Origin of the sequence: Gracilimonas tropica DSM 19535 (assembly GCF_000375425.1) — a bacterium.
Lineage (GTDB): Bacteria > Bacteroidota > Rhodothermia > Balneolales > Balneolaceae > Gracilimonas > Gracilimonas tropica.
Map to the genome: position 1 here is coordinate 53,139 of NZ_AQXG01000010.1, position 13,563 is coordinate 66,701.

8 protein-coding genes are annotated in these 13,563 nt (G+C 46.4%); 3 read left to right on the top strand and 5 right to left on the bottom strand.

Translation table 11 applies throughout. The features are described 5' to 3' along the window. Positions 1-403 precede the first annotated feature (403 nt). The 3 genes from B151_RS0113735 to B151_RS0113745 form a co-directional block, all read right to left on the bottom strand. Positions 404-3,652: a S41 family peptidase gene (locus tag B151_RS0113735; RefSeq protein WP_020404227.1), complete on the bottom strand. Its 3,249-nt coding sequence runs from the start codon at positions 3,650-3,652 to the stop codon at positions 404-406. A 90-nt stretch (positions 3,653-3,742) separates the two neighbouring features. Beyond that, positions 3,743-4,810: a CNNM domain-containing protein gene (locus B151_RS0113740; protein WP_020404228.1), complete on the bottom strand. Its 1,068-nt coding sequence runs from the start codon at positions 4,808-4,810 to the stop codon at positions 3,743-3,745. A 60-nt stretch (positions 4,811-4,870) separates the two neighbouring features. Next, on the bottom strand, positions 4,871-6,085 hold the full coding sequence (locus B151_RS0113745; protein ID WP_020404229.1) for a serine hydrolase domain-containing protein: 1,215 nt from the start codon (positions 6,083-6,085) through the stop codon (positions 4,871-4,873). A gap of 133 nt (positions 6,086-6,218) precedes the next feature. Between B151_RS0113745 and B151_RS0113750 the strand changes: the two genes are divergently transcribed. Further along, a complete protein-coding gene (locus B151_RS0113750; protein WP_020404230.1) occupies positions 6,219-6,566 on the top strand; it encodes a hypothetical protein in 348 nt (115 codons plus the stop codon). A 79-nt stretch (positions 6,567-6,645) separates the two neighbouring features. Here the strand turns inward: B151_RS0113750 and B151_RS0113755 are convergent, their stop codons facing one another. Both B151_RS0113755 and B151_RS0113760 read right to left on the bottom strand, forming a co-directional pair. Further along, positions 6,646-7,035 (bottom strand): GxxExxY protein, encoded by a 390-nt coding sequence (locus B151_RS0113755; RefSeq protein ID WP_020404231.1) that lies wholly within the window; start codon positions 7,033-7,035, stop codon positions 6,646-6,648. Positions 7,036-7,176: 141 nt separating this feature from the next. After that, positions 7,177-8,673, bottom strand: a complete 1,497-nt coding sequence (locus B151_RS0113760) for a hypothetical protein (RefSeq protein WP_026166678.1) — start codon at positions 8,671-8,673, stop codon at positions 7,177-7,179. A 544-nt stretch (positions 8,674-9,217) separates the two neighbouring features. On the opposite strand from B151_RS0113760, the gene carA reads away from it, so the two are divergent. Both carA and carB read left to right on the top strand, forming a co-directional pair. Then, positions 9,218-10,315, top strand: a complete 1,098-nt coding sequence (gene carA / locus B151_RS0113765) for a glutamine-hydrolyzing carbamoyl-phosphate synthase small subunit (RefSeq protein ID WP_020404234.1) — start codon at positions 9,218-9,220, stop codon at positions 10,313-10,315. 230 nt (positions 10,316-10,545) lie between these two features. Then, complete coding sequence (carB, locus tag B151_RS0113770) at positions 10,546-13,374, top strand: carbamoyl-phosphate synthase large subunit (protein ID WP_020404235.1); 2,829 nt, start codon at positions 10,546-10,548, stop codon at positions 13,372-13,374. Positions 13,375-13,563 lie beyond the last annotated feature (189 nt).

Genomic DNA, 13,563 nt, shown 5'->3' on the forward strand with positions numbered 1-13,563 from the left:
CGGAATTGGTGGGTTTTAACGAATATGATCTGTAAGGGAATATTGAATATCGAGCAAGGAATATTCAAGAGTGAAGTTTAGAATTCGTGCACTAGTGCAAGCGTCTTGCTTGTGCTGTGTTGAAATCGGACTCGTTCGCATTCAGTGCAAAACTTGTTCATTTTGGCTTGATCCGCCGGTGGTCGGACAGGTTCCAAAACGAACCCAAAAATTAAGAAAACACAAGATGACAGAGATCCCAATACTTTATTCATTGATGGCTTACCTAAGGTGGTTTCCGTTATTCCCTGTGTTTTCGAAATTCGTTAGAATGCATTTTCCTCTTACAGAACTGAAACAAAAAACCTCCGCCGGTGTTATGAGCGGAGGTTTAATAGAGTCTCGCTAAAGGTAAGAACCGAAATCAATTATCATTACGATCCGGTCGTTTCCAGCGTACAGGATCTTCGGGAGTTGGGATGATCGGGTCTTCGTAATTTTGCAGTAAGCGCAGGGCCTCTTCCACAGCCGCTTCTAATTGTGGATCGTGGCCGTCGATGACTTCTTTCGGTGTTTGCATCACTTCGATATCGGGATCAATGCCTTCACCTTCCACATCCCATTCCCCATCGAGATTGTAGAATCCACCGCGCGGGGCAACGAAATAGCCTCCATCAATAAAAGGAGGAGTGTCCCAGGTTCCCACCAAACCACCCCAGGTTTTAGCGCCTACCAGTGGACCGATTTCCATCTTACGGAATAAAAACGGCAATAAGTCGCCACCGGAACCGGCGCGCTCGTTGATGACCATCACTTTAGGTCCCCAGATACCCGCACCTGGAGTAGTAAACGGTTTCCGGTCACCGGCTTTGCTGTTGAAGAAGCCGTGGAGTTCACGCGCCATAATATCCACCATGTAATCTGCCGCAGAACCTCCGCCGTTATTGCGTTCATCAATTACGGCCCCTTTTTTATCCTGTTGGGCAAAGTAATAGCGATTAAAATATTCGTAGCCGCCCGTTCCGGTATTTGGAACCCAAACGTAAGCAAGTTGGCCGTCGGACATTTCATCTACCATGCGGCGATTCCCTTCCACCCAATCACGAGTTCGCAGTCCATACTCGCTGGAGATTGGAACGACGGTCACCAATTCGGCCCCATCGGTATTTGGTTCATCATTTACCAAAAGCTGAACTTGTCGATCTACGGTTCCTTCAAAGTGTGTATAGAAATTTTCTTCTGCACTGATTTCTTTACCATTCACAGCCAGGATGTAATCGCCTTCTTCTACCTCAATGCCGGGACCTGAAAGTGGAGCTCGAAGATCAGGATTCCAACTTTCGCCGGTATATATTTTATCGATGCGATAGGCTCCATTTTGCAGGGAGATATCTGCTCCTAATAATCCGGCTTGAACATCTTCCAGATCCGGGAAATCACCTCCACCCACATACGAGTGTCCAACAGCCACTTCACCGCTCATGATATCCAACACATAATTCAGGTCGGTGCGATGCTTGGCGTGATCAATCCAGGGAGCGTACCACTTGTACACTTCCTGCCAGGGGGCGCCATGCATGTTATCCACATACAGGAAATCGCGCATAAAGCGCCAGCCATCGCGGAATATCTGATGAAATTCTTCCTGTGGGTCTACTTTTATTTTAATACCTGAGATATTGAGGCTGCCATCACCGGCTTTTTTCTCACCGGTTTCAGTTCCCACAATGTCCCAGCTTCCACCGCTGCGATAGAGCATATTTTTGCGATCCTGTGAAACTGCTCCTTCATTGAAATTGCTCATGAATAAGCTGCCTTCTCGTTTAGCGAGATCAAATTTGTGCAACCTCGTTCCTTCATTTTCCACGGATTCCATATAAAATACATCACCTCCGGGGCCGGGCATCAAACCGGTATAATTGCGTTGTGGGATATCCACGGCAAGCGTTCTTTGAGCAATTCCGTCGAGGTCGATCACTACTTCAACTTTTTCATCTCCATTCTCGGACGATTCCTCGTTTTCGACTTTTTCCTCTTCATCATCGCTTTTTGGAAGAAGCGGTGAAGGATCATCATCATTCAATACGATCATATACAGCGCGCGGGTCACCGGCATATTGTAGGAGCTCATGTCCAGCCAGCCGGTGTTGAGGCCATAATCGGTGCTGGCAAGGAAATAGAGGTAATTGCCATCTTCGCTCCAAACCGGCGTGATGGCATCCGACATGCCATCCGTTAGTTGATGTGTTTCTCCACTTTCTATGTTATGTACATGAACTGCTTTGAACTGATTATCGAGCAGTTTAACATACGCGATCCATTTGCTATCCGGAGACCAAACGGGATTCAGCGTTCGGTTTGGATGTGCATATCCGTCGGTGTCCACTTTCTTGGCATCACCGGATTCCACGTTCACATACCATAGGTTGTAGTCGGTGTCTGTATATGCGATGTATTTGCCATCGGGCGACCAATCGGGGCGGAAATAAAACGTAGGATTGGGAAGCTCGATCATTTTGGGCTCTTCAATTCCATATTGATCCCCGATCATCAGGGTGTATTCGCCGGAAGCATCTGAAAACCAGGCAACCTGACTTCCATCGGGTGACCAAATCGGATATCGATCTGCATTTCCGGAAGAATTAGTGAGATTTCTCCAGGTTCCGTTCTCTTTTGGTACCGTAATAATTTCACCCCTAAATTGGAAAATTGCACGCTTACCCGTTGGGGAAATGGCGGCATTGTTCAAACTAAAGGCATTGGGTTCTTCCCAGCGGGGGCGGCCCCAGTTCATGTCGCCGGCCACGTGAATTTCGAGCTGTTCGGTTTCGCCGTTTTCAGGATTCAGCAGGTGCAGGTATCCACCCTGTTCGTAGACGATCATCCCGAAGCCCGCATCCAGGCTTTTCACATCAAAATCGGAATGAAAGGTGAGCTGTTGTTCTTCTTCAGTTTCAGGATTGAAAGACCAGATATTATTCGCGAAATCCCGTTCCGATAAATAGTATACGGTTCCATCCATCCAAACAGGGTCAGTATGTCTTTCATTATCGGTGCGAGGTGTTTGAATAAGATCATAATTCTCCAGATTTACGATCCAGATCGGTTGAGCCTGTCCACCGCGATAGTTTCTCCATTCCGGATCCCAGAAAGTGATCGGGTTGTAGGCGAGATATTTCCCATCTTCCGACATCTCCCCGCGAGCAGCGCGCTCAACCGGCAGAGGTTCAGGCATTCCACCCTCGGTGTTCACTTTCCAGATACGATTCATTTGGGTGGGACGAGCCGTTCTTGTAGATCGAAATAAGATCTCGCCACCGGGCGTCCATCCCGTGACTTCATCGGTACCGGGGTGCCAGGTGAGTCGTTGGGGCGAACCTCCTTCAGCCGGAATCACAAATACATCTGCATTTCCATCATACTGACCGGTAAAAGCGATCATACTTCCATCCGGCGAAAAGTGTGGGTTACCCTCGCCACCGATGTTGGAAGTAAGTCGTATGGCATCACCACCTGATTTATCCACTTTCCAAAGATCGTTCGCATGTACAAACACAATGCTGTTGTCCGAAATGGTTGGTTCTCGAAGCAGTTGAGTGCCTTGTGCAAAAAGTTCAGCCGTAAAAGTTAGTAAGAGAAGTGTGGTAAGAATGTATCCGAATAAGCGTTTCATAATATCCCGTTTTAGTTGATGTGCTTCGGGAATATAATGAAATGAATGAGTTGAAAAAGTAGGTTGAAAAGTCTTTACAAAAGGGGTCTTTTATTCAGACTTTTTAACCTTCTCCGGCATCACAATACCCAGTCGCTTGGCCCGCTCTCTCCACTTTTCACGAGCCAGTTTCTGCATATCTTCGATAGCATCGATTTCATCCACGATTTCCATGCCCAGCAGGGTTTCGACGACATCTTCCATGGTGACCACTCCGGAAAACCCGCCGTACTCGTCTACAACCACTGCAATGTGTTCTTGTTTTTCGAGGAGGCGCTCAAAGAGGGTTTTTAAAGAAATGGTTTCCGGCAAAATGAGTACTTCCCGTTTGATCTCTCTTAACGGCATTTCTCCGTTTCCTTCCGAAAGATTGTAATAGAGGTCGTTCTTGAGAATGTATCCGGTGATATCTTCTTCATTTTCTCCAAAAACAGGCATCCGAGAAACCCGAAGTTCCTCTTTTTTCTGGAGGATTTCCTTAATGGTTCTGTCTTCCTGAAATTTCACTACCACAATGCGAGGGGTCATGATATCCTTCACTTTGAGGGATCGAAAACGAATCAGATTCTTAAAAATATTGGACTCTCCTTCTTCGAACACACCTTCTTCAAATCCCAGCTCTGCCATAGCGCTGAATTCTTCCCGGCTAACGGTGGGTTGTTTGTCTTCGCTGGAAAGCCACTTGGTGATCCACTGGGAAAGCACCACCAGCGGATAGGTTATGATGATCAGGAACTTAGTGGTCCGAGCGGCAAATCCGGATAGTTTTTTCCAGTATGTAGCCCCCAGGGTTTTTGGGATGATCTCGGAAAAGATCAAAATAGCTAAGGTTAAAAGTGCTGACGTAAGGCTTACATAAGTATTGCCGAAAACAACCTGTGCTTGCGCCCCTACACCGGCCGCGCCCACCGTATGGGCAATGGTATTCAGGCTGAGAATGGCAGATAGAGGGCGATCTATATCTTTTTTCAGGTCTCTGAGAATTTTACCGCTTTTATGTCCCTCCCGTTCAAGGACTGCCACAAAAGATGGAGAAATAGATAAAAGAACGGCCTCCAGAATAGAGCAAAGAAAAGATACGCCGATGGCCAAAAGTAAATAAAATAAAAGTAATCCCATGTGAGTAAGGTAATAGAAAAAAAGGTTTCTTTTGGAATGTGTTTTAAGGAAATGAGATGATCATTCAATAGATTCCAGAACGCGTTTAACAATTCCGTCCATGGCATCATTCTTGATCCATCGGGCCACTATAACAAGATCGTTCTCCTGATCCACATATACCATGTTCACTCCGGATCCTAAATGGAAAAAGGCTGACTCCGGGGCGCTTGGAAGTCGATCTTTGTTGACATTCAGGAACCAATTCATGAACCCGTAATTGGTATTTGCTTCGGTGGGAGTCTGAGCCATTTTGTTCCACTCTTCGGAGATGATCTGATCGTCTTTCCACTTTCCATTTCGGAGGGTTAGTAACCCAAAACGAGCCTGATCTCTTGCGCTGATGAACATGCCACCGCCCCAGTGACCTCCACCGCTAACGGCCTGCATTTGCTGCCCATCGATGATGACCCAGGAGTTTTCGTACCCCATCCAGCGCCAGGTTGGGGAAGCTCCTATTTTGTCCATCACTGCTTCGCGAAGAACTTTCGGGAGCGGTTCACGCAAAACATTCATAGCAGCAAGAGCGAGAAGATTTACACGCACATCATTGTATTCCCATTCGGTTCCGGGCTCGTGTCGCTTGCGGGTCATCCACTCAGAACGGTCTCCGGAGGGACGATCGGCCCAATCCGGTTTCCCCCAAAGCGTGCCTTCCCAATCCGAAGTTTGCCGCAGGAGGTGGTTCCAGGTGATCTTGGAATTATGCGCACCTTTGAACGGCTCCATAAATTTGGCTTCTTTAAAAGCATCGGCTTTGTTTTGATTGTTATCCCATTCCATCACCATAATGGGTGCCATGTATGCATCTACTTTATCGTTTACATCTCGAATGAGTCCGCGGTCGTAGGCAATTCCAATGGTGGTCGTTAAGAAACTCTTGGTCACGCTATGAGTCATGTCTACCCGAAATGGCTCTCCCCATTCTGCAACAATATATCCGTTTTTAATGATAATGCCTGTTTGCTCGCCTCGGTCCTTGAACGGTCCGATGCCATCTCCAAACGGTTCACGCCCAAAAGTGCCATAGTGATTTTCCTCCATGCTGCGGGGATTATCCGTTTCATTGTCTTGGGCAAACTGGATGGCTTCCTGAATCTTTTCTGCATTCAACCCCACTTCTGCCGGGGATTTTTTCTCCCAATTGCCCCAGGCTTCGGGATAGTACACATCCTGCCCAAACAGAGTAGCAGGTAAAATGAAAAGTAGTGCTGCAACAAGGAATTGGTTTTTCATAATGATAAAATGAATTGATTTTAAAACTGAATTTCATTCCAAAAGTACAGAAATCCAAAATTGACATAAATCAGTTACAGCTTTTAAAAATAATTGCTACACTCCATCTTCATTTCAACTTAATGCCTTATATATGCTGCTTGCTGCTGCTATTTTAATTACTGCATTTCTGCTAAACCTGTTCTTGCCCTGGTGGTGCATTGCCATTCCGGGACTTGTTTTTGGCTATCTTTTCAACAAAAAAGCAGTTCCTTCTTTTGGCTGGGGATTTTTAGCCGTTTTCCTGCTCTGGGGTGGACAAGCCCTCTATATTCACTTTGCGAATGATGCTATTCTATCTACACGAATTGCGGAAATGCTTTCTGTTGGCTCTCCACTTTTGGTTGTGCTGATTACTGGAATTATCGGAGGGTTAGTGAGTGGATTGGCGACCCTGACGGGCTCTTTGGTGAAGGAGACGCCCAGGAGGTTTAGTTCATAGCTTTTGAATCGCGGATTTGGCGGATTACAGGATCAACACGGATTTCAAAGTAATCCGTGAAATCCCTAAATCCGCGATTCTACCGCCTTGAAAGTATCAACCGCTTAAACTCCATACTTTTTGACCCAAAGTTAATCAGCAAACCTACTTCTAATTTATACGCTTTTAGATAATTCAATGCTTGGGCCATATGAACATCTTCCAGTTCTGATACGGCCTTTATCTCCACAAGCACTCTTCCATCTACCACAAAATCTGCTCTTCTTGTTCCTATTGGATACTCAAGGTCCCTGTAGAATATTTGTTGATCTATTTCCCGCTCAAATGTTAATTCAGCTTTTTCAAATTCATAAACGAGTGCTCGCTGATAAATGACTTCCTGAAATCCATTTCCTAAAAATTGATGAACCCGATATGAAGCCCCGATTATTTTTCCTGTTAGATCATGGTGTTTTAGATCTGATTCCATTGTTCCCCTGTTTATTCCCGAAATATTTGCTCAGAAATATAGCAAAATGATTGGAATCACGGATTTGGCGGATTTCATTGATTCTAAAAATCCTTGTCCATCTCGTAATCCACCTAATCCGCGATTCAACAACTTTCACCCCTAAAACATCAGTCCCAGCCAGAGAATGCCAATGGCAATACCGGCGAGTATCAACATCAGTGGCCAGATGAATTTTAGCCAGGTATTGTAATTCACATTAACCATGGCAAGAGAGGGTAATATGAGCGCGGTAGGAGACACAAAAAGCATTAAACCCATTCCAAACTGGTAGGCATTTATGATCTCTTCAATGGGCACGCCAATCATTTGGGAAAGGGAGCTCATGATAGGCATGGAAACCACCGCTAACCCGGAAGTGGAGGAAATGAAAAATCCCAGCACAAAATAGACGAGTAAAAGTGCCGGTAAGAATACAAATCCGGAGGTGCCTTCCACCAATTCTACAGCATTAAATAAAATGGTATCGGAAATACTACCTGCGTTCATGATCACGGTTACTCCTCGTGCAATCCCAATAATGAAACAAACACCCAGCAGGTCTTTGGCCCCATCCACGAATTCCCGAATGAAATCCCGTTCGTTGATCCGCAACAGAAAACCCATCAAAATGGAGGAGATGAGAAATAAGGTCGTCATTTCAGCCAGCCACCAGCCCAGAATGGCCACACCATAGATCATCACCCCAAAAGTGCCGCCAAATAAGGTGAGCAGCAGGATTGTTTTCAAAGGCAAAGTTGAGATAGACCGATCAATCTTGACAACTGAAAATGGATTATCGTTTTCGGAATCTCCTTTCAACAGGGAAAATGAAGCATTGGATTTTACTTTTTTTGCGTATCGGTTTATGTAGATCAGGGAGGCTGTAATTCCTATAAATAACATCCCAAGGCGGCTGCTCAATCCTACCGTCCAGTCGATGCCGGCAATATCGGAAGCGATGATGGTTGAAAAAGGATTCGTAGTGCTGGCCATCACACCCAAGTGGGAGCCGATCACAATGACGGCCAAGGGAACCAACCGATCGTATCCCGCCGCCAGAAAAACGGGCACTAAAAGCGGATAAAAAGCGAGGGTCTCCTCAGCCATCCCATAGGTTGAGCCACCGATTGCCATCAAAACCGCCACTATAATAATGAGAATGACTTCTCTTTCTTCCAGCTTTCCGGCGAGGAAGGCAATGCCCTCATCCAGCGCTCCGGAATGATTAAAAACCCCGATGAATCCACCGATCATGAGCACCAGCAGTATGATGTCAATCACATCGTACATTCCCAAAATGGGGGCCATGAACACATCGATAATTCCCTGCGGATCAGACTCGATGGTTTCGTATGTGCCCGGTACAGATACCGATCGTGTGATTGCGCCACTTTTAAATTTCTCCAGCTCTATGTTGATGTTTAGATCCTGAAGCGTCTGTTCGGTGGCCTCCAGTTTTTGGATTCCATCCGGTGAATTCAGCTCAAATATTTCTTCACCCGCATTATAGTTTATGGTATGATACGTTCCGGCTGGCAGTAGCCAGGTCGCAACGGCAGCCAGTGCAATCACGAGCATCAATACGGTGTAAGGAGAAGGGAATTTTAATTTCATCAAAAGATTTTTTTCTGTGAATGGGAACCAAAAGTCTGTATTTATTTTCTAAAATTCAGATTTAAAACAGAGTATTTCATTTCCCGGGCCTCAAAAAACCTCTAATCTTAATTGAAACAAAAATTCCCTCTCCTTATCTTAGTGAAACTTCAAATGAAGCACTCACTCTAATTAACGATTTAGCAATCCATAGTTTAAATGTATCACAACGGCGAAGCCTCAAAAAAAGGAGGTCGCAGTCGTGATGGTATTTTTTTTACCTATTCATATTATTTCCCAAATCCGACGCGGTTTCCGTAGTCGGATTTTTTTTGACCTAAAATTTCCATTCGCTCCAACGCAAAGCGTATGGAGCGAGGCAAAACTTTCATTTGCACCAATACTTAGTGTTTGGAGTGCGAGAAATTTATTACCAACTGGTTACGATGCTCCGCGTCGTAACCAATTTAGTCCTCATTCTGTCCGATTGATATCGGCTGCAAGCATTTTGCTTGTGACAATCCTTCACTCAACTTCAATTTCACCAAACCAGAACTACATCTAACCCATGTCTCTAAAAGAACGAAAAAAAGCCAAACTTGCACTCAGCGACGGAACCGTGGTTCACGGAGAAGCTATCGGTCACGATGGTATTACCGGTGGCGAGCTGTGTTTTAATACCAGCATGACCGGCTACCAGGAGATCTTCACCGATCCCAGTTACTACGGTCAGCTCATGATGATGACCTATCCACATATCGGAAACTATGGTACCATGCCCCGGGATGATGAAGCCCGCAAAGTGATGGTGGCGGGAGTTATCTGTAGGGCCTTTTCTCATGAATATAGCAACGGAATGGCCGACCGGAGTCTACAGGAATATCTTGAGGATAATGAGATCACCGGAATTTCAGGCGTTGATACCCGGATGCTGGTTCGTCATATCCGCGAAAAAGGCGTGATGAATGCCGTGATCTCCAGTACGGAAATGGACGAAGACAAACTCGTTCAAATGGCCAAAGACTGGGATGATATGGAAGGACTGGAGCTGGCAACGAAAGTCACCCGATCTGAAGCTCAGACCGTCAATGGAAAAGACGATTTCCGCGTAGCAGCTTTTGATTACGGGATCAAACAGAATATTATCAACAATTTGAATAAGCGTGGTTGTACGCTGCGGATCTTTCCGGCAAAGACTTCAGTCGAAGAGATCAAAGAATGGGAAGCCGATGGCTACTTTTTCAGTAACGGACCCGGGGATCCTCAGGCCACCGCCGAGTATGCTCTTGAAGCTGTGAATTACGCAAAAAGCACCGGCAAACCTGTTTTTGGAATTTGTCTCGGACATCAATTGATGGCCCTTAGCGAGGGACTCAAAACCACCAAGATGTTTGTGGGTCACCGAGGAGCCAATCAACCCGTGAAAAACCTGTCAACCGGTTTGGTAGAAATTTCAACCCAGAACCACGGTTTTGCCGTCGATGAAGATTCGCTGGATGAGAACATTGCGGAAGTCACCCACATCAACCTAAACGACAATACCATTGAAGGGCTGAAGTTCAAAAACTTCCCGGGATTTTCGGTGCAGTATCACCCCGAAGCCTCACCCGGACCACATGACTCAGCGTACCTGTTCGATCAGTTTATAGATATGATGCGGAAGTGAACATTGAAGAATGAACAGCTAAAACTGAAATAAAGAAGAAGAAAAATCCTCCCTGGAGGGAGGTGTCGGACTGAGCGAATGCGAAGTCGGGCGAAGGGTGTAAGTAGCCAGTGGCTTTGCACTTTTCCCATACAGGAGGCAGAGCCTCTATCAAGCGTTACGCAGCAGAGCTACGTAACGAGAACCAACATTGAACTCACTTTACCACAAAACTAACCACTCAAAAAAACATGCCCAGACGCGACGACATCCACAAAATTTTGATCATTGGTTCAGGACCTATTGTAATTGGTCAGGCTTGCGAATTTGACTACTCGGGTTCTCAAGCCTGCCGCTCTCTTCAAGAAGAGGGATACGAAATTGTGCTTATCAACTCAAATCCGGCCACCATTATGACGGATCCGATCATGGCTGATGCCGTGTATATGCTGCCGATGACCACTGATTCCATCCGGGAAATTGTAGCCAAGGAAAAACCCGATGCGGTACTCCCTACCATGGGCGGTCAAACCGGCTTGAACCTCTGCCGGGACCTGGAAAAAGAGAATTTCTGGAAAGATAATAATGTGAAGATCATCGGGGTAGATATTGATGCGGTCGAGCTTACTGAAGATCGCCAATTATTCCGCGATAAGATGGAAGAGATCGGTATCGAACAGTGTAAAAGTAGAACAGCTCAATCTCTCCTTGATGCCAAAGAGATCAAAGAAGAATTGGGAGGCCTGCCGATCGTGATCCGCCCTTCGTTTACCATGGGTGGAGCCGGTGGCGGAATCGTGTGGAATGAAGATGAGTTTGAGCGAAAGGTGCTGCGCGGACTGGAAATGAGTCCGGTGCACCAGGTGCTGATCGAGGAATCTATTTTTGGGTGGAAGGAATATGAGTTGGAGCTTTTACGGGATGCCAACGATAATGTGATCATCATCTGCTCCATCGAAAACATGGATCCAATGGGCGTTCACACCGGAGATTCTGTTACGGTGGCTCCAACCCAAACCCTTACCGACAAGCAGCTGCAACACATGCGCGATTCGGCCATCAAGATGATGCGCAGTATCGGAACCTTCGCCGGCGGGTGTAACGTGCAGTTTGCGATGGAGCCGGGAAGTGACCGGTTGGTTGCGATCGAGATCAATCCAAGGGTAAGTCGTTCTTCGGCACTCGCTTCGAAAGCAACGGGGTATCCGATCGCGAAAGTAGCCACTAAGCTGGCCGTTGGTTATACACTGGACGAGCTCAAAAATCAGATCACGGGCACCACTTCAGCTTGTTTTGAGCCAAGTATTGATTATGTGGTGTGCAAGATCCCACGATTCAACTTCGATAAATTCCCCGGTGTGGATGAAGAGCTGACCACACAAATGAAAGCTGTGGGTGAAGTGATGTCGATCGGGCGAAATTTTCCGGAAGCACTAAACAAAGCCTGGCAATCACTGGAAGTTGGTCGCGATGGATTGGGCGCAGACGGCTACGAAGAATTTGATCGAAAAACCGTTCGCGAGCGTCTCCTGAAACCCTACTGGGATCGCTCCATGCAAATCCGAAATGCTTTCAAGTTGGGTGCTTCGGTAGAAGAAATTGCGGATATTACCAAAGTAGATCCGTGGTTCCTGCAGCAGATTCGGTATATGGTTACTCTGGAGAATCGCACCGAAGGGCAGGCGCTTAAAGATATTACGAAAGACGATTTCTTTGAGCTGAAACAAGCCGGATTCTCTGATTCACAAATCGCGTATCTGCTTAGCAAAAGCGGTGAAAAAGTGGACGACAAGAAAGTCCGTGATCGCCGAAAAGAATTAGGACTCACCCCATCCTTCAAAATGGTAGATACTTGTGCGGCTGAATTCCCAGCTCAAACCCCATACTACTATTCTGCTTACGAAGGGGAGAATGAAAGCGAAGTCACCGACAAGAAAAAAGTGTTGATCCTGGGTAGCGGCCCGAACCGAATTGGACAGGGTATCGAGTTTGATTACTCTTGCACGCATGCGGTTCTGGCTGCCAAAGAAATGGGCTACGAAGCCATTATGGTGAATTGTAATCCCGAGACCGTTTCCACCGACTTCGATTTTGCGGACAAGCTCTACTTTGAGCCGGTGTATTGGGAGCGCGTGCTGGATATCATCGACCACGAAAAACCCGAAGGAGTCATCCTGCAGGTGGGTGGACAAACGGCGCTCAAGCTCGGAAAACGGTTTGTGGAAGAAGGCATCAAGATCTTTGGGACCGATTTTGCCATGATCGACTTTGCCGAAGACCGCGGCGAGTTCTCCAAATTCCTGCAAAAACTTGACATCCCGTTTCCTGAATATGGAACGGCCTTTGAAGTGGAAGATGCTGTAAAAATCGCCAACAAAATTGGCTATCCCGTGCTGATTCGCCCAAGTTACGTGCTTGGAGGACAGGGCATGCGGATCGCCGTGAAAGAGGAAGAACTGCGAAAATATGTAGCCAACATCCTGAAAACCCATCCCGAAAATGCCTTCCTGATCGATAAATACCTGGAGCAGGCGATCGAGGTAGATGTGGATTCGGTGTATGATGGCGGTCAGCTTCATATTGCCGGAATCATGCAGCACATCGAGCCCGCCGGAGTTCATTCCGGAGATTCCACGGCGGTCATTCCACCCTATTCGCTTAGTGATGAAGTCATCAAGACCATTGAGGAATATCAGGAGAAGATCGCGGAGAATATGGAGATCCTTGGATTCCTGAATGTGCAGTACGCGGTGAAGGATGAGAAGGTGTACGTGCTGGAAGCCAATCCTCGTACCACGCGAACCATTCCATTTCTGGCCAAAGCCACCCAGCGTCCGGAAGCAGCCATTGGTGTGAAGGTGATGCTCGGCGCCAAGCTCAAGGAATTCGACCTGGAATCGAAGCTGGAAAATTGGGCCATCAAAGAGCCGGTGTTCCCATTCGATAAATTCCCGGAAGTGAAGAAGGAGCTCGGTCCGGAAATGAAATCAACAGGGGAAAGCATTTACTTTGCCAAGGATTTCAACGATGAGCACTTCAAGAAACCTTACGAGTTCAAGAGCTTGTATTTATCCAAATAATATAAACCTTGAATCAGCAGCTTCCCTCGTATCCTAAGTATTTTTAGGGACTTTAAACAACAGTAGCTCAGCATCATTAAAGGCTCCTTTTTGAAGGAGCCTTTTTTTGTAAATCGCATATAGGGAAATCACTACATGCGGTTGGGGATATACAGTTCAACTTAAAAATGAGCTTTGCATAAACTGTTT